The organism is Enterobacter sp. UCD-UG_FMILLET (genome assembly GCF_000762975.1).
In the GTDB taxonomy this organism is placed as follows: Bacteria; Pseudomonadota; Gammaproteobacteria; order Enterobacterales; family Enterobacteriaceae; genus Enterobacter; species Enterobacter dykesii.
The window spans coordinates 511590-530090 of the sequence record NZ_JRJC01000036.1 but is presented as its reverse complement, the minus strand read 5'-3'; the positions used below and the strand labels follow the sequence as shown (position 1 = coordinate 530090).

The 18501-nt window shown below is 54.8% G+C and carries 11 protein-coding genes; 5 read left to right on the top strand and 6 right to left on the bottom strand.

Annotation, left to right across the window (positions count from 1 at the left end; translation table 11 throughout):
* Positions 1-148 precede the first annotated feature (148 nt).
* Both glpT and glpQ read left to right on the top strand, forming a co-directional pair.
* Complete coding sequence (gene glpT / locus LA04_RS17480) at positions 149-1501, top strand: glycerol-3-phosphate transporter (RefSeq protein WP_047652552.1); 1353 nt, start codon at positions 149-151, stop codon at positions 1499-1501.
* A gap of 11 nt (positions 1502-1512) precedes the next feature.
* Positions 1513-2565 carry a glycerophosphodiester phosphodiesterase gene (gene glpQ / locus LA04_RS17475; protein WP_047652551.1) on the top strand — a complete coding sequence of 351 codons (1053 nt, stop codon included), beginning with the start codon at positions 1513-1515 and terminating at the stop codon, positions 2563-2565.
* Between the two features lie 23 nt (positions 2566-2588).
* Here glpQ and yfaE read toward each other — a convergent pair whose 3' ends face one another.
* The 4 genes from yfaE to ubiG all read right to left on the bottom strand — a co-directional run bounded on the left by yfaE (position 2589) and on the right by ubiG (position 7384).
* On the bottom strand, positions 2589-2843 hold the full coding sequence (gene yfaE, locus LA04_RS17470; protein WP_008500234.1) for a class I ribonucleotide reductase maintenance protein YfaE: 255 nt from the start codon (positions 2841-2843) through the stop codon (positions 2589-2591).
* A complete protein-coding gene (gene nrdB, locus LA04_RS17465; RefSeq protein ID WP_047652550.1) occupies positions 2843-3973 on the bottom strand; it encodes a class Ia ribonucleoside-diphosphate reductase subunit beta in 1131 nt (376 codons plus the stop codon). Before nrdB ends, yfaE begins: the two co-directional genes overlap by 1 nt.
* A 49-nt stretch (positions 3974-4022) precedes the next feature.
* Positions 4023-6308, bottom strand: coding sequence for a class 1a ribonucleoside-diphosphate reductase subunit alpha (gene nrdA / locus LA04_RS17460; RefSeq protein WP_045402753.1), 2286 nt, complete (start codon positions 6306-6308; stop codon positions 4023-4025).
* 347 nt (positions 6309-6655) lie between these two features.
* Entirely contained in the window at positions 6656-7384 is a 729-nt protein-coding gene (gene ubiG, locus LA04_RS17455; RefSeq protein ID WP_047652549.1) for a bifunctional 2-polyprenyl-6-hydroxyphenol methylase/3-demethylubiquinol 3-O-methyltransferase UbiG, read from the bottom strand.
* Positions 7385-7530: 146 nt separating this feature from the next.
* Here ubiG and gyrA point away from each other — a divergent pair, with 146 nt between their 5' ends.
* Complete coding sequence (gyrA, locus tag LA04_RS17450) at positions 7531-10167, top strand: DNA topoisomerase (ATP-hydrolyzing) subunit A (protein ID WP_039263204.1); 2637 nt, start codon at positions 7531-7533, stop codon at positions 10165-10167.
* Positions 10168-10302: 135 nt separating this feature from the next.
* Complete coding sequence (rcsC, locus tag LA04_RS17445) at positions 10303-13149, top strand: two-component system sensor histidine kinase RcsC (RefSeq protein WP_047652548.1); 2847 nt, start codon at positions 10303-10305, stop codon at positions 13147-13149.
* Between the two features lie 95 nt (positions 13150-13244).
* Here the strand turns inward: rcsC and rcsB are convergent, their stop codons facing one another.
* Positions 13245-13895, bottom strand: a complete 651-nt coding sequence (rcsB, locus tag LA04_RS17440; RefSeq protein ID WP_006176468.1) for a response regulator transcription factor RcsB — start codon at positions 13893-13895, stop codon at positions 13245-13247.
* 16 nt (positions 13896-13911) lie between these two features.
* Positions 13912-16584, bottom strand: coding sequence for a phosphotransferase RcsD (gene rcsD / locus LA04_RS17435; RefSeq protein WP_047652547.1), 2673 nt, complete (start codon positions 16582-16584; stop codon positions 13912-13914).
* 744 nt (positions 16585-17328) lie between these two features.
* Here rcsD and LA04_RS17430 point away from each other — a divergent pair.
* Positions 17329-18441: a porin OmpC gene (locus LA04_RS17430; protein ID WP_047652546.1), complete on the top strand. Its 1113-nt coding sequence runs from the start codon at positions 17329-17331 to the stop codon at positions 18439-18441.
* Positions 18442-18501: the final 60 nt, after the last annotated feature.

Sequence of the window (18501 nt, the reverse complement as noted above, 5' to 3'; positions counted from 1 at the left end):
CATGCGCTTTTTTGCGCATTCTGTCATATTTCTGTAACAATCTGTGCGTTGATTCACAGTAACAATCACCGTGATTTCTTAACATCCCCGCCTCTGGAATTCAGGTGCGAGCCACCTGCCCATTCAATTCAAGGCCACGGAGGCTGTTATGCTCAGTATCTTCAAACCTGCGCCGCACAGGGCGCGTCTGCCAGAGGCAGAAATTGATCCGCTATACCGCCGTCTGCGCTGGCAAATTTTCCTGGGGATCTTCTTCGGGTACGCGGCGTACTACCTTGTACGTAAAAACTTCGCGCTCGCGATGCCGTATCTGGTGGAGCAGGGCTTCTCCCGCGGCGATCTGGGGTTCGCGCTGTCGGGGATCTCAATCGCCTACGGTTTTTCCAAATTCATCATGGGGTCGGTATCGGATCGCTCGAATCCGCGGGTGTTCCTGCCCGCCGGCCTGATCCTGGCGGCCGCGGTCATGCTGTTCATGGGCTTTGTGCCGTGGGCAACCTCCAGCATCGCCGTCATGTTCGTCCTGCTGTTCCTCTGCGGCTGGTTCCAGGGGATGGGGTGGCCGCCGTGCGGACGCACCATGGTTCACTGGTGGTCGCAAAAAGAGCGCGGCGGCATCGTGTCGGTGTGGAACTGCGCGCATAACGTCGGTGGTGGTATTCCGCCTCTGCTGTTCCTGCTGGGGATGGCCTGGTTCAACGACTGGCATGCGGCGCTCTATATGCCTGCCTTTGGCGCCATTCTGGTGGCGATTATTGCCTTCGCGCTGATGCGCGATACGCCGCAGTCCTGCGGCCTGCCGCCGATTGAAGAGTACAAAAACGACTATCCGGATGATTACAGCAAGGAGCACGAAGAAGAGCTGACCGCAAAACAGATCTTCATGAAGTACGTCCTGCCGAACAAGCTGCTGTGGTACATCGCGGTGGCGAACGTGTTCGTTTATCTGCTGCGCTACGGCATCCTCGACTGGTCGCCAACCTACCTGAAAGAGGTGAAGCACTTCGCGCTGGATAAGTCCTCCTGGGCCTATTTCCTGTATGAATATGCCGGGATCCCGGGCACGCTGCTTTGCGGCTGGATGTCAGATAAGGTGTTTAAAGGCAACCGCGGCGCGACGGGCGTGTTCTTTATGACCCTGGTGACCATCGCGACCGTGGTGTACTGGCTCAACCCGCCGGGCAACCCATCAGTAGATATGGCCTGCATGATTGTTATTGGCTTCCTGATCTACGGTCCGGTGATGCTGATTGGCCTGCACGCGCTGGAACTGGCGCCGAAAAAAGCGGCGGGCACGGCGGCAGGCTTTACCGGTCTGTTCGGCTATCTGGGCGGTTCGGTCGCGGCGAGCGCCATCGTGGGCTACACCGTTGACTTCTTCGGCTGGGACGGCGGCTTTATGGTGATGATCGGCGGCAGCGTGCTGGCGGTACTGCTGCTCATTGTGGTCATGATCGGTGAGAAACGTCACCATGCGGAAGTGCTGGCGCGTCGTCAATAAGGAGTATTGCGATGAAATTATCTTACGTAACAACCGGCCTGCTGCTGGCGGGCCTGATGACAGGCTCTGCGCTGGCGGCGGATAAAATCGTGATCGCCCACCGCGGCGCGAGCGGCTATCTGCCGGAGCATACGCTCCCGGCGAAGGCGATGGCCTATGCCCAGGGCGCGGATTATCTGGAGCAGGATCTGGTGATGACGAAGGACGACCAGCTGGTGGTCCTGCACGATCACTATCTGGACCGCGTGACGGATGTGGCGGAGCGTTTCCCGGACCGCGCGCGCAAAGATGGTCGTTTCTACGCCATCGACTTCACGCTGGCGGAGATCCGCTCTCTGAAGTTTACCGAAGGCTTTGAGATTGAAAACGGCAAGAAGGTGCAGGTCTATCCGGGACGTTTCCCGATGGGCAAATCTGACTTCCGGATCCATACCTTCCAGGAAGAGATTGAGTTTGTTCAGGGGTTGAATCATTCAACCGGTAAAAATATCGGTATCTACCCGGAAATCAAAGCGCCGTGGTTCCACCATCAGGAAGGGAAAGACATCGCCGCGAAAACGCTGGAGGTGCTGAAACAGTACGGCTACACCAGCAAGCAGGACAAAGTTTACCTCCAGTGCTTTGATGCCGCCGAGCTGAAGCGCATCAAAACCGAGCTGGAGCCGAAAATGGGGATGAACCTCAATCTGGTGCAGCTGATTGCCTATACCGACTGGAATGAAACCCAGGAGAAACAGCCGGACGGCAAGTGGGTGAACTATAACTACGACTGGATGTTTAAGCCGGGTGCGATGAAGCAGATTGCGCAGTACGCCGACGGCATCGGGCCGGATTACCACATGCTTGTGGCGGAAGGCTCCTCCCCGGGTCACGTGAAGCTGACGGCGATGGTGAAAGAGGCGCACGCCAGCAGGATGCAGGTCCACCCGTATACGGTGCGTGCAGACCAGCTGCCGCCATATGCCACGGATGTGAATCAGCTTTATGAGGTGTTGTATAACCAGGCGGGCGTGGACGGGCTGTTTACCGATTTCCCGGATAAAGCGGTGACGTTCTTAAAATAGAAAAAGGGCCGGAAGGCCCTTTTTTACATCTCGATCTCAATATCGCCTTTTGCCCGGCAGCAGCAGGGCAAAATTTCCCCTTCGTTGATAAAGGCCAGCGGCTCGGTCAGCCAATCTACCTGGCCTGCGACCAGACGGCAGCGGCAGGAGCCGCAGTAGCCGGAACGACACTGGTACTCTACTTCTACCTGATGCGCCTCAAGCGCCACCAGCAGAGAAGGGTGTTCCTCCCGACACAGCACCTCAGTGCCGGAAAGACTTAACGTGACGCGTGACATCAGAGCTGGAAGTTGCTCAGGTCGTCGGTGTTGACTTCAGAATCAATCTGACCGACCAGATAAGAGCTGACTTCAACTTCCTGCGGCGCAACCTGCACGTTATCGGACACCAGCCAGGTGTTGATCCACGGAATCGGGTTAGAGCGCGTCTGGAACGGCAGGTCAAGACCGACAGCCTGCATGCGGATGTTGGTGATGTACTCAACGTACTGGCACAGGATGTCTTTGTTCAGGCCAATCATGGAGCCGTCGCGGAACAGGTAGTCTGCCCACTCTTTCTCCTGCTGAGCCGCCAGCACGAACAGGTCGTAGCACTCCTGCTTGCACTCTTCGGCGATTTCCGCCATCTCCGGATCGTCCATACCGCTGCGCAGCAGGTTCAGCATGTGCTGGGTACCGGTCAGGTGCAGGGCTTCATCACGAGCGATGAGACGGATGATTTTGGCGTTGCCTTCCATCAGCTTGCGCTCGGCAAAGGCGAAGGAGCAGGCAAAGCTCACGTAGAAACGGATCGCTTCCAGGGCATTGACGCTCATCAGGCACAGGTACAGCTGTTTTTTCAGCGCGCGCAGGTTCACGGTAACGGTTTTACCGTTCACGTTGTGCGTACCTTCGCCCAGCAGGTGCCAGTAGCTGGTCATTTCGATCAGCTCGTCGTAGTAGTGGGCAATGCCTTCCGCGCGCTTCTGGATCTGCTCGTTGGTGACGATATCGTCAAACACCACCGCCGGATCGTTCACGATGTTGCGGATGATGTGGGTGTAAGAGCGGGAGTGGATTGTCTCGGAGAACGCCCAGGTTTCCACCCAGGTTTCCAGCTCCGGAATGGAGATCAGCGGCAGCAGCGCCACGTTCGGGCTACGGCCCTGAATGGAGTCCAGCAGCGTCTGGTACTTCAGGTTGCTGATGAAGATATGTTTTTCGTGATCCGGCAGCGACTGGTAATCAATACGGTCGCGGGAGACGTCCACTTCTTCCGGGCGCCAGAAGAAGGAGAGTTGCTTTTCAATCAGCTTTTCGAAGATGTCATATTTTTGCTGATCGTAGCGTGCCACGTTGACCGGCTGGCCGAAGAACATCGGCTCTTTGAGCTGGTCGTTTTTCGTCTGTGAAAAGGTGGTATATGCCATGAGTGTGTCCTGTCTTACGAAATAAAGGCGGGGATATCCCCGCCCTTCATTAGATCTTACATGCGCCGCTTTCGCAGCCATCGTCCTGAATTGACGGTACCAGGTCGTCCTGCGCGTCTTCCGCACCATCACGGGTGTTGTGATAGTACAGCGTTTTCACGCCAAATTTGTAGGCGGTGAGCAGGTCTTTCAACAGCTGCTGCATCGGTACCTTGCCGGACGGGAAGCGCGTCGGGTCATAGTTGGTATTGGCAGAGATCGACTGGTCGATAAACTTCTGCATGATACCCACCAGCTGCAGGTAGCCGTCGTTGTTTGGCATTTCCCACAGCAGCTCGTAGTTATTACCCAGCGTTTCGTAATCCGGTACCACCTGACGCAGGACGCCGTCTTTCGACGCTTTGATGCTGACGTGGCCGCGCGGTGGTTCAATACCGTTGGTGGCGTTAGAGATCTGCGAAGAGGTCTCGGACGGCATCAGGGCAGAGAGCGTAGAGTTGCGCAGGCCATGGGTCTTGATGGACTCGCGCAGACCTTCCCAGTCGAGGTGCAGCGGTTCGCTGACGATCGCATCCAGGTCTTTCTTGTAGGTGTCGATCGGCAGAATGCCTTTCGCGTAGGTGGTTTCGTTGAACCACGGGCACGCGCCTTGCTCTTTCGCCAGCTCGTTAGAGGCCTTCATCAGGTAGTACTGAATCGCTTCGAACGTCTGGTGCGTCAGGTTATTAGCGCTGCCGTCGGAGTAACGCTTGCCGTTTTTCGCCAGCCAGTAGGCGAAGTTGATCACGCCGATACCCAGGGTACGGCGGCCCATCGCACCGCGTTTAGCGGCCGGGATTGGGTAATCCTGGTAGTCCAGCAGAGCGTCGAGCGCGCGAACCGCGAGCACGGCCAGCTCTTCCAGCTCATCCAGGCTCTTAATTGCGCCCAGGTTGAACGCGGACAGCGTACACAGCGCGATTTCGCCGTTTTCGTCGTTCACGTCTTCCAGCGGTTTGGTTGGCAGGGCGATCTCCAGGCACAGGTTAGACTGGCGCACTGGCGCAACCACCGGATCAAACGGGCTGTGGGTGTTGCAGTGGTCCACGTTCTGGATGTAGATACGACCGGTAGAGGCACGTTCCTGCATCATCAGGGAGAACAGGTCTACCGCCTTCACGCGCTGCTTGCGGATGCTGTCGTCTTTTTCGTATTTGGTGTACAGACGCTCGAACTCGTCCTGATCGGCAAAGAACGCGTCATACAGGCCCGGAACGTCGGACGGGCTGAACAGGGTGATGTCTTCGCCCTTCAGCAAACGGGTGTACATCAGCTTGTTGATCTGCACGCCGTAGTCCATGTGACGCACGCGGTTGCCTTCCACGCCGCGGTTGTTTTTCAGAACCAGCAGGCTTTCCACTTCCAGATGCCACATCGGGTAGAACAGGGTCGCAGCACCGCCGCGCACGCCGCCCTGAGAGCAGGATTTTACTGCCGTCTGGAAGTGTTTATAGAACGGGATACAGCCGGTGTGGAACGCTTCACCGCCGCGAATCGGGCTGCCCAGCGCACGGATGCGACCGGCGTTGATGCCGATACCGGCACGCTGGGAGACGTATTTCACGATGGCGCTGGAGGTGGCGTTGATGGAATCCAGGCTGTCACCACACTCGATCAGTACGCAGGAGCTGAACTGACGGGTTGGGGTACGCACGCCAGACATAATTGGCGTCGGCAGAGAAATCTTGAACGTGGATACCGCATCGTAGAAACGCTTCACGTATTCCAGACGGGTGTCACGCGGGTAGTTAGAGAACAGGCAGGCGGCCACCAGAATATAGAGGAACTGGGCGCTTTCGTAGATCTCACCGGTTACACGGTTCTGAACCAGGTATTTGCCTTCGAGCTGCTTCACCGCCGCGTAGGAGAAGTTCATGTCGCGCCAGTGATCGATAAACCCGTTCATCTGCTCGAACTCTTCTTCCGTATAGTCTTCCAGCAGATGCGTGTCGTATTTACCCAGCTCAACCATTTTCACCACGTGATCGTAAAGCTTCGGCGGCTCAAACTGGCCGTAGGCTTTTTTACGCAGGTGGAAAATCGCCAGACGTGCAGCGAGGTACTGATAATCCGGTGCTTCGCGGGAGATGAGGTCTGCCGCTGCTTTAATGATTGTTTCGTGGATATCAGACGTTTTGATGCCGTCGTAGAACTGAATGTGGGAACGCAGTTCGACCTGGGAGATAGATACGTTGTTCAGTCCTTCTGCTGCCCAGTCGAGAACTCGATGGATTTTGTCCAGATTGATACGCTCGGTAGTACCGTCGCGCTTTGTCACCAGCAGACTCTGATTCATGTGGGTTTTACCTGTCCGTGAAATAAAAAATATCCCCCGTTTATCCACAGATCCGCCTTGTGACTAACTCTGTGGATAAATACTACATGTAGGGGGTTTGCGATAAGAAAAACGCTATATGGTGAGTATTCTAGTATCGAATCTTTTCAGCACAAGGGTTGATTTTGGCGTTAAATTGAGGTTGTGAAAGGGTAAAAAAGGCTAAGTCCTCGTACCGTAAGGCCTGGAAGACATGTCAATAATTAAGAAAAAAAATTCAAAATTTGATCGAGTGCTGATTTCTTCAACGGGAGGTCAGAATTGCGCAACATGATGTCGCGCAATCTTTATAAGAATAAGGAATGACGTTAGTCGTTTTTGGCGGTTGTATGCAACATATAGTTAACATCAACGCCCCGTGCGAGTTTGAATTTATTGGTCAGCGGATTGTAGTGCAGGCCGGTGATGTGCTGCTCTTTGAGCCACGTCTGGTCAACCCAGCCTAACAGCTCCGCAGGCTTGATGAATTTCTTCACGTCGTGCGTCCCTTTCGGCACCATGCGCAGCACATACTCCGCGCCGACGACGGCCATCAGCCAGGCTTTACCGTTACGGTTGATGGTTGAGAAGAAGACCTGGCCGCCCGGTTTCACCAGTTTTGCACAGGCGTGCACCACCGACTGCGGATCGGGAACGTGCTCCAGCATCTCCATGCAGGTCACCACATCGTACTGATGGGCGTGTTTTTCCGCGTGCTCTTCCACGGTTTCCTGCACGTATTCCACCTGTATGCCGGACTCCAGCGCGTGAAGGCGGGCCACCTGAAGCGGTTCAAAGCCCATATCCAGGCCAGTAACATTCGCCCCTTCGCGCGCCATGCTCTCAGCCAGGATGCCGCCGCCGCAGCCGACGTCGAGCACTTTCTTACCGAACAGACCGCCGGAACGCTCCGCGATATAGCCCAGACGCAGCGGGTTAATGCGATGCAGCGGTTTGAACTCACCTTCGAGATCCCACCAGCGGGACGCCACCGCTTCAAATTTGGCAATCTCTTCGTGGTCAACGTTGTGAGCCACCGGGGATTTTTCGGCATTCATAGGCGCTTTTACTCCTTATTTAGCAAGACAAAGGAGTATATCAGGCAATCCCCGTGAATAAAGCGTATAGGTTTACCTCAATCACCTCGGCTGTGTTATAATTTGCGACCTTTGAATCCGGGATACAGTAGAGGGATAGCGGTTAGATGAGCGACCTTGCGAGAGAAATTACACCGGTTAACATCGAGGAAGAGCTAAAGAGCTCCTATCTGGACTATGCGATGTCGGTCATTGTTGGCCGTGCGCTGCCGGACGTCCGCGATGGCCTTAAGCCGGTACACCGTCGCGTACTATACGCCATGAACGTATTGGGCAATGACTGGAATAAAGCCTATAAAAAATCTGCCCGCGTCGTCGGTGACGTCATCGGTAAATATCACCCGCATGGTGATACCGCCGTTTATGACACCATCGTTCGTATGGCGCAGCCATTCTCCTTGCGCTACATGCTGGTAGATGGTCAGGGTAACTTTGGTTCTGTCGACGGCGACTCCGCTGCGGCGATGCGTTATACGGAAATCCGTATGTCGAAAATCGCTCATGAGCTGATGGCCGACCTGGAAAAAGAGACCGTTGATTTCGTCGATAACTACGACGGCACCGAGCGCATCCCAGATGTGATGCCAACCAAGATCCCGAACCTGTTGGTTAACGGTTCGTCCGGTATCGCGGTCGGTATGGCAACCAACATTCCGCCGCACAATATCACCGAGGTGATCAACGGCTGCCTGGCCTATATCGACGATGAAGACATCAGCATTGAAGGGCTGATGGAACACATCCCGGGTCCGGACTTCCCAACGGCGGCGATCATCAACGGTCGTCGCGGTATTGAAGAAGCGTACCGCACCGGCCGCGGCAAGATTTACATCCGTGCCCGCGCCGAAGTGGAAGCGGACGCCAAAACCGGCCGTGAGACCATCATTGTTCACGAGATCCCGTATCAGGTGAACAAAGCCCGTCTGATTGAAAAAATCGCCGAGCTGGTAAAAGAAAAACGTGTTGAAGGCATCAGCGCGCTGCGTGACGAGTCTGACAAAGACGGTATGCGCATCGTGATTGAGATCAAACGCGACGCGGTGGGTGAGGTTGTGCTGAACAACCTGTACTCCCAGACTCAGCTTCAGGTCTCCTTCGGTATCAACATGGTTGCGCTGCACCATGGTCAGCCGAAGATCATGAACCTGAAAGAGATCCTGAGCGCGTTCGTGCGTCACCGCCGTGAAGTGGTGACCCGCCGTACCATCTTCGAACTGCGCAAAGCGCGCGACCGTGCGCACATCCTTGAAGCGCTGGCGGTTGCGCTGGCCAATATCGACCCGATCATCGAACTGATCCGTCGTGCGCCAACCCCGGCGGAGGCGAAAGCCGCCCTGATTTCCCGTCCGTGGGATCTGGGTAACGTCGCCGCGATGCTGGAACGTGCGGGGGATGACGCAGCGCGTCCTGAGTGGCTGGAACCTGAATTCGGCGTGCGTGACGGTCAGTATTACCTGACTGAACAGCAGGCTCAGGCGATTCTGGATCTGCGTCTGCAGAAACTGACCGGCCTTGAGCACGAAAAACTGCTCGACGAATACAAAGAGCTGCTGGAACAGATTGCTGAACTGCTGCATATCCTGGGCAGCGCAGAGCGTCTGATGGAAGTGATCCGCGAAGAGCTGGAGCTGGTCCGCGATCAGTTCGGCGATGCTCGCCGCACCGAAATCACCGCGAACAGTTCTGATATTAACATTGAAGATCTGATCAACCGCGAAGACGTGGTGGTCACCCTGTCTCACCAGGGCTATGTGAAGTATCAGCCGCTGACCGACTACGAAGCACAGCGTCGTGGCGGTAAAGGCAAATCTGCGGCACGTATTAAAGAAGAAGACTTTATTGACCGCCTGCTGGTGGCGAACACCCATGACACGATCCTCTGCTTCTCCAGCCGCGGTCGTCTGTACTGGATGAAGGTCTATCAGCTGCCGGAAGCGAGCCGCGGCGCGCGTGGCCGTCCAATCGTTAACCTGCTGCCGCTGGAAGCGAATGAACGTATCACCGCTATCCTGCCGGTACGCGAGTACGAAGAGGGCGTGAACGTCTTTATGGCGACCGCTAGCGGTACCGTGAAGAAAACCGCGCTGACCGAATTCAGCCGTCCGCGTTCTGCCGGTATTATCGCCGTGAACCTGAACGAAGGCGACGAGCTGATTGGCGTGGATCTGACCTCCGGTTCTGATGAAGTGATGCTGTTCTCTGCGGCCGGTAAAGTGGTGCGCTTTAAAGAGAACGCCGTTCGTGCAATGGGCCGTACCGCGACGGGCGTTCGTGGTATCAAACTGGCTGGCGAAGACAGCGTTGTTTCTCTGATTATTCCGCGCGGTGAAGGGGCTATCCTGACCGTGACGCAGAATGGTTACGGTAAACGTACGGCGGAAGGGGAATACCCAACCAAGTCTCGCGGCACGCAGGGCGTTATCTCTATCAAAGTGACCGAGCGCAACGGTTCCGTTGTGGGCGCGGTACAGGTAGACGATGCCGACCAGATCATGATGATCACCGATGCCGGTACGCTGGTGCGTACCCGCGTGTCTGAGATCAGCGTGGTGGGGCGTAACACCCAGGGCGTGATCCTCATCCGTACAGCGGAAGATGAAAACGTGGTGGGTCTGCAGCGCGTTGCTGAGCCGGTGGATGACGAAGAGCTCGATTCCATCGACGGTAGCGTTGCGGAAGGCGATGATGATATCGCGCCGGAAGCCGACACCGACGATGACGTAGCGGATGACGCTGACGAGTAATGTCTCCTGATGCAAAAAAGGGCCGGATTCCGGCCCTTTTCTTTTGCACAAGCAGACAAGTCAACGTTGCGACCTGGCGCGTTTACCGCTACCTTAACCACATTCTTTTGACCCCGACGGCGGAGCCTCGCCCCCTTGAAATACCTCGTCTCCTTTCGTACTACGCTGAAAGTTTCTCGCTACCTGTTTCGGGCGCTGGCGCTCTTGCTTTGGCTGCTGGTGGCCTTGTTCTCGGTGTTTTACATCGTTAACGCGCTACACCAGAAAGAAGCGGAGATTCGCCAGGAGTTTAACTTAAGCTCCGACCAGGCCCAGCGCTATATTCAGCGAACGTCTGACGTGATGAAGGAGCTGAAGTATATTGCCGAAAATCGTCTGACGGCGGAAAACGGCATCCTTGCGCTTCGCGGACGCAACGACAAAACCGAAGTCCCGGACTTCCAGCCGCTGTTCCCGGACTCCGATTGCTCCACCATGAGCAATACCTGGCGCGGGTCGCTGGAATCCCTTGCCTGGTTTATGCGCTACTGGCGCGATAATTTCTCCGCCGCCTATGACCTGAACCGCGTCTTCCTGATTGGCAGTGAAAATCTCTGCATGGCTGATTTTGGCCTGCGCGACGTGCCCGTTGAGCGTGACGATGCGCTGAAAAGCCTGCATGAACGAATTGTGAAATACCGCAATGCGCCGCAGGACGAGCGCGGGAATAACATCTTCTGGGTTAGCCAGGGCCCGCGCCCGGGCGTTGGCTATTTCTATGCCCTGACGCCGGTGTATCTGGGCAATCGCCTGCAGGCGCTGCTGGGGATTGAGCAGACCATTCGCATGGAAAACTTCTTCACCCCGGGTAGCCTGCCAATGGGGGTGACCATTCTGGATGAGAACGGTCATCAGCTGATCTCACTCGCCGGGCCGGATAACCGGTTAAACGTCGAACCGCACTGGATGCAGGAGCGGTCGTGGTTTGGCTATACCTCGGGCTTCCGCGAGCTGGTGCTGAAGAAGAGCCTGCCGCCTTCGTCGCTGAGTATTGTCTATTCGCTGCCGGTGGATATGGTGCTTGAGCGGATACGCATTCTCATCATGAATGCCATTCTGCTGAACCTGATCGCGGGTGGGGCGCTTTTCACCCTGGCGCGCATGTATGAGCGGAAAATCTTTATTCCGGCCGAAAGCGACGCCCAGCGGCTGGAGGAACACGAGCAGTTTAACCGGAAGATTGTTGCCTCGGCGCCGGTGGGGATCTGCATTCTGCGTACCCAGGACGGAACCAACATCCTGAGTAACGAGCTGGCGCATAACTACCTGAACATGCTGACGCACGAAGACCGACAGAGGCTGACGCAAATTATCTGCGGTCAGCAGGTTAACTTTGTCGACGTGCTCACCAGCACGCACACCAACCTGCAGATCAGCTTTGTGCATTCCCGCTATCGCAATGAAAACGTGGCGATTTGCGTGCTGGTGGATGTCTCCGCGCGCGTGAAGATGGAAGAGTCGTTGCAGGAGATGGCGCAGGCCGCGGAGCAGGCCAGCCAGTCGAAATCTATGTTCCTTGCCACCGTCAGCCACGAGCTGCGTACGCCGCTGTACGGGATTATCGGTAACCTCGACCTGCTGCAGACCAAAGAGTTGCCGAAAGGCGTCGACCGGCTGGTGACGGCGATGAACAACTCTTCCAGCCTGTTGCTGAAGATCATCAGCGATATTCTCGACTTCTCTAAAATCGAGTCTGAGCAGCTGAAAATCGAACCGCGGGAGTTCTCGCCTCGCGAGGTGATGAACCATATCAGCGCCAACTATCTGCCGCTGGTGGTGCGTAAACAGCTGGGGCTCTACTGCTTTATTGAACCGGACGTGCCGCTGACGCTGCACGGCGATCCGATGCGCCTGCAGCAGGTCATTTCTAACCTGCTCAGCAACGCCATTAAATTCACCGATACCGGCTGTATCGTGTTGCACGTCTGCCGGGCGGGGGATTACCTGAGCATTCGCGTGCGCGACACGGGCGTCGGCATCCCGGCGAAGGAAGTGGTCCGCCTGTTCGACCCGTTCTTCCAGGTCGGGACCGGCGTGCAGCGTAACTTCCAGGGCACCGGACTGGGGCTGGCGATTTGTGAGAAGCTCGTCAGCATGATGGACGGTGATATTTCCGTGGATACCGAGCCCGGCATGGGCAGCCAGTTCACCATCCGTATTCCGCTCTATTCGGCGCAGTATCCGGCAAAAGCGACGGTGGACGGGCTGAGCGACAAGCGCTGCTGGCTGGCGGTGCATAACGCCTCGCTGAATGATTACCTGACGGCGCTGCTTGCCCACAGCGGCGTCAGGGTGTGCCGCTATGAAGGCCAAACGCCGGACGTGGACGATGTGCTGATCGCCGACGAGATGCCGGAGCAGCCGTGGCAGGGGAGAGGGTCGGTGCTCTTCTGCCGTCGCCACATCGGCATTCCTGTCGAGCGCGCGCCTGGTGAATGGGTACACAGCGTCGCAACGCCGCACGAGCTGTTGAGCCTGCTGGCGCGCATCTACAAAGTGGAGCTGGAAGAGCGCGACGGCGCGGGCGGATTGCCGTCACCGGAGTCTCTGGCGTCGGTGAATGACGATATGATGATTCTGGTGGTGGATGACCATCCGATTAACCGTCGCCTGCTGGCTGACCAGCTTGGATCGCTGGGCTACCAGTGCAAAACCGCCAATGACGGCGTGGATGCGCTGAATGTGCTGAGTAAAAATCATATTGATATCGTGCTTAGCGACGTCAACATGCCAAACATGGACGGCTACCGTCTGACGCAGCGCATCCGTCAGCTTGGCCTGACGCTGCCGGTAGTGGGCGTAACGGCGAACGCGCTGGCGGAAGAGAAACAGCGTTGTCTGGAGTCAGGCATGGACAGCTGTCTGTCGAAACCGGTGACGCTGGACGTGCTGAAGCAGACGTTGTCGATTTACGCGGATCGCGTGAGAAAAACCAGAATATAAAAAAGGCCCGCAAGGGCCTTTTCTTTTCGCTTTTCAACCCTCTCACCGTGGGAGAGGGACGGGGTGAGGGCCTCAGGCCGCACACCCGTCCGGGATCAATCCTTGTCCGATGCGCTCAGCGTAACGGAGGAGAGATAGTTCAGCAGGGCAATATCATTGTCCACGCCCAGCTTCATCATCGCTGATTTCTTCTGGCTGCTGATGGTTTTAATGCTGCGGTTCAGCTTCTTGGCAATCTCGGTTACCAGGAAACCTTCTGCAAACAGGCGCAGAACTTCACTCTCTTTCGGGGACAGGCGTTTGTCACCGTAGCCACCCGCGCTGATTTTTTCCAGCAGACGAGAGACGCTCTCAGGCGTGAACTTCTTGCCTTTCTGCAGCGCAGCGAGCGCTTTTGGCAGATCGGTCGGGGCGCCCTGTTTCAGCACAATCCCTTCAATGTCCAGATCCAACACCGCGCTCAGGATCGCCGGGTTGTTGTTCATGGTCAGAACGATGATCGAAATATCCGGGAAGTGACGCTTAATGTATTTGATGAGCGTGATCCCATCACCGTACTTGTCCCCAGGCATGGAGAGATCGGTAATGAGCACGTGCGCATCAAGCTTTGGGAGGTTATTGATCAGTGCTGTAGAGTCTTCAAATTCACCGACTACATTCACCCACTCGATCTGTTCAAGTGATTTGCGAATACCGAACAGTACAATCGGATGGTCATCGGCAATAATTACGTTCATATTGTTCATGTATAAGGCTACCTTGCTACAGCAAGCTTTTGACGTAGGCGTCAATGTCGCTGATGTATTTTTCAATGCCAGAGGCATCTTTCTCACGAATTAGATGTTCCAGCGTTTCACATAACTGCTTGCCGGGAACCAGATTAAGCATGGCAAACACCCCTTTAAGCCGGTGTGCTGTCTGTGCCAGCGCTGCAAAATCATTCGCAGCGGACTCAGTATACAACCGCTTAACATCATCTGGTACTGTATCAACAAAGAGTGAATAGTATCCGCTGGCGTGAAGCTCGGCATTTTCATTGCCGCCTAACGGTGACTCCGTTATCTCTTCCTGCGCCAGCTGCTCTTCTATTAGTTGTAGTACAGCTTCCTGCATCGCATTGCTTATATTAAAGTTGACGCGCAGCTGGCCAGGGCCAATTTTCCGCACGCCTGACTCATCATCGCTTAAAAGCAAGCCGGAGGCAGTAAGATTAGACGGATTATCAGTTAAAAACAGATCAAATTCTTGACTTGCAAGTCTTTCATCCGGCGTGATGCAGGCCGCACCCCAGTTTTCTAACTGACGAACGACAATATTGCGGATCTCGTTCGAGGTCACGTCGACCATCACCACGACATCATCCAGCAGACGTTCCTCATCTTCTTCCTGCGGATTGGCCGCCATTTTCACGTGCAGAGAATAGCGGGTGCCGAGGGATTCACGGGCTTTGATGTTTAGATGGCCGCCGAGCTTACGCGCCAGCTGATCGCACAGCCAGAAGGTCAGTGCATTGGCCTTGCCGTAGCGATCGCTCTGCGTGTCATTCAGGAACGGGAAGTGCAGATTATCAATTTCACTCGTTGTGACGCCTTCCCCGGTGTCCAGGATGCGGAACGTCAGACGGTCTTCTGCCGACTCCTCGGTGCTGACTTCAAGGGTGATCTTGCCGATCTGCGTGGTGGTTACGGCGTACTGAATAATCATCAGCAGAATGCGGCGCAGCGCTTCGCGATCGCCGTGGCGTTCGTCATTCGCAGGGAGATTGTTATTGATCAGCAGCTGCAGCCCTTTGCGCTTGATGACGGGCAGCACTTCAGGCACCACTTCATCGATCAGATCCTGAATGGAGAAGAGGGCTGGCGTTCCCTTCCAGAAATCATTCTCCAGCATGTTCGCCAGCTGGATCTCATCAACCATTCTGACCAGCGAATCGGCCTGGCAGGCAAGCTGGTGGCTTTCAGAGGTGTTTAGCGCCGCCGCCTGGGTCGCCAGCGTTTTTAACGGCTGCTTGAAGGCATCGCCAATGTTCTGCATAAATGCGGCGCGCCCCTGCTGGTTTTTCTCATACAGCCTTTGCGCCTGCTTGAGCTTCTTATTGACCAGCACTTCGCGATCCTGATCGCGAATAATGAAGATTTGCGTGCGGGGAGCCACCTGGCTGCGGAACTGACGGATCTCGTACAGTTCATTGTTGATGGTGGCCTGAATCACCCCCTGGTGCTGATCCGCCATGGTGGTGATGTTCTGCAGGTTAAGATGCGGCAGCAGATGGTCGGCAATTTTGTTGCTCATTACCGTACGATTCGCCTCCTGGTCGTGAACCAAGACCCCAAGCGGTAGCACGGAAACAATCTCTTCATTCAGCGCGCGTAATACGCGCAGCTCATTGCTGGTGCCGGCCGGAACCGCAGAGGCGTCGCTCTGACGCCCCGTCTGGAAACGGAAGGTGCTATAGCCAAACAGCGCCAGCGCCAGCAGACCGATATTCAGCAGCAGAGGCAGCAGGATATTTTGCAGGGTGTCGAGCAACAGCGTGCCAAAGGGCACCTGCCACACCAGGCGCATACCGGTCGAATTCAGCGATGAGGCAATTTCGATTTTCGAGCCGTTAAAGAAGATCGATACGCTCTCTGCGGCCTCTTTGTCAGACGCCGCACGCATGTTCTGGGTGCTGCTGTCTGGCTCCAGGCGGAAGCTGTCGAGCGGCATATCCGGCGGGATTAAATCATTAATCGGTAAATCGAAGGCCACTACCGTCGCCAGATGTCCTGGCTGGTTGAACGTGGTACGCAGGGTAAAATAATGGCCGTTTTGCCAGGCCAGACGACGCAGGGAAGAGAAACTCTCACGTTCATCAAGGGCGTTCGCCTGCTGCAGCATCTCTGCCCGGCGGGAATCGACGATGCTGCCCACGGTTGTCTCTTTAAAGCCGGACGAGAGATCTTTTAACGGCAGCGTTGAGATCAGGATCATGCTGTTATCCTGACCGTTCAGATAATACATCGACCACGGTACCGTTTCGGCACCCCAGAGGGTATCCAGATAGGTAGAAATACGCTGCGTCATCTCAAGCGTCGCGCTGTCGTGAGAGCCAAAGATAAGAGCTTCGGTCTTACGCTGCGGTTTTTCGAGGTAGTAGACGTCCTGCTTCAGCCGCGTCTCCTGAAGTCCATCTCCGGACGATGAGGTCGGGGCAGCCGCGATATTGTCGTAAATCTGCCAGGTGGCGTAGCGCCAGGTGTCTATGCGCTTGTGCACGGCATGGGTGATATCAACGACCTGATAGCTCTTATCCTTCAGCCAGGCGTTAACCGCGCTTTGTACCATCACCCCCATGGTGACTAACAGCACAACGATCAAAAGAAGAAAGAAACGAGTGATGCTCCCGGGGAGAAGGGAGAATTTGCTCGGGGCGGTAGTTTCAGTCTGACTCATTGATATCTTTAACCCGTTATGGTCGTGCTCTGTGGCGATAGGGCAGTATAAAGGGTAATAATTGAATTTCCAGCGCGACTGTCCGGGAAGAGGCGACTTTTTCTCCGGACAATATCGGCGGCGGGGAGTGCAGAAAACATGTACAAACTCGCCATGCGCGTACAAATAATCAACCCACGCCGTCAATAAATAGCACGAATTAACAAGAAATTAAGTTTTGCCCCAATTTATGCACTTCGAAGGATATCCGACGAGAATTTAGTTAATAGTCGTTACAATTACGGTGCGGTAGCACAAAAAAAGAGAAGTTACGTAAAGAAAGGTAAAAAAAAAACCGAATGCGGAGCATCCGGTTCAATTAGGGATAAACAGACATTCAAAACTGAATGACGGTAATAAATAAAGTTAATGATGATAGCGAGTATTATTTTAGAGATTAGCTGCGATCTTGTTTTGTCATTCAGTGCTGTAACGAATTTTATTGTAACTTGCTGATATTTATAGGGTGATTTTTCTGTTTGATTATAAGTGCTAATTTTCTAAGCTATTTGTGCTTTGTAAAAGTTCCTTGATATTTACATTTTGAAACATGTTGATAGATAAATGAAACATCTTCAAAGTTTTCGTATCATATTCGCATTGGATTATTCTGTAATTTTGAGGAGAATGAAATTGCCGACTGGTTAATGAGGGTTAACCAGTAAGCAGTGGCAATTATAAGGCATATAACAGAGGGTTAATAAAATGAAAGTTAAAGTACTGTCCCTCCTGGTACCAGCACTCCTGGTGGCAGGCGCAGCAAATGCGGCCGAAATTTATAACAAAGATGGCAACAAATTAGATCTGTACGGCAAAGTCGATGGTCTGCACTATTTCTCTGACGACAAGGGTGCCGACGGCGACCAGACCTACATGCGTCTTGGCTTCAAAGGCGAAACTCAGGTTAACGATCAGCTGACCGGTTACGGCCAGTGGGAATACCAGATCCAGGGCAACACCTCAGAAAGCGAAAACGATGCCTGGACGCGTGTGGCGTTCGCGGGTCTGAAATTCGCTGACGCGGGTTCTTTCGATTACGGTCGTAACTACGGCGTAATCTACGACGTAACCTCCTGGACCGACGTTCTGCCAGAATTTGGCGGCGATACCTACGGCGCAGACAACTTCCTGCAGTCCCGTGCTAACGGCGTGGCGACCTACCGTAACCAGGACTTCTTCGGTCTGGTGGATGGTCTGAACTTTGCCCTGCAGTATCAGGGTAAAAACGGCAGCGTAAGCGGTGAAAACGTCGGTGGCCGTAGCCTGCTGAAACAGAACGGCGACGGCTACGGTGCATCCGTGACCTATAACCTGGGTGAAGGTTTCAGCGTAGGTGGTGCGATGTCCTCCTCCAAACGTACCGCCGATCAGAACGGCGCAAGCGTTTACGGTCATGGCGACAACGCAGAAGTCTACTCTGGTGGCCTGAAATACGATGCCAACAACATCTATCTGGCAGCGCAGTACTCTCAGACCTACAACGCAACCCGTTTCGGTACCTCTAACGGCAGCAGCCCGACTACCGCTTACGGCTTCGCTAACAAAGCGCAGAACTTCGAAGTGGTTGCTCAGTACCAGTTCGACTTCGGCCTGCGTCCATCCGTGGCTTACCTGCAGTCTAAAGGGAAAGACATCGAAGGTTACGGCGATCAGGATCTGCTGAAATATGTTGATGTGGGTGCGACTTACTACTTCAACAAAAACATGTCCACCTACGTGGATTACAAAATCAACCTGGTTGATGAAAATGAATTCACCCGTCAGGCGGGTATCGGTACTGACGATATCGTCGCGCTGGGCCTGGTTTACCAGTTCTAATCGCTTCACCGTGTGACGTAAGGGGCCTGATGGCCCCTTTTTTGTGCCTCCCGGATTCTC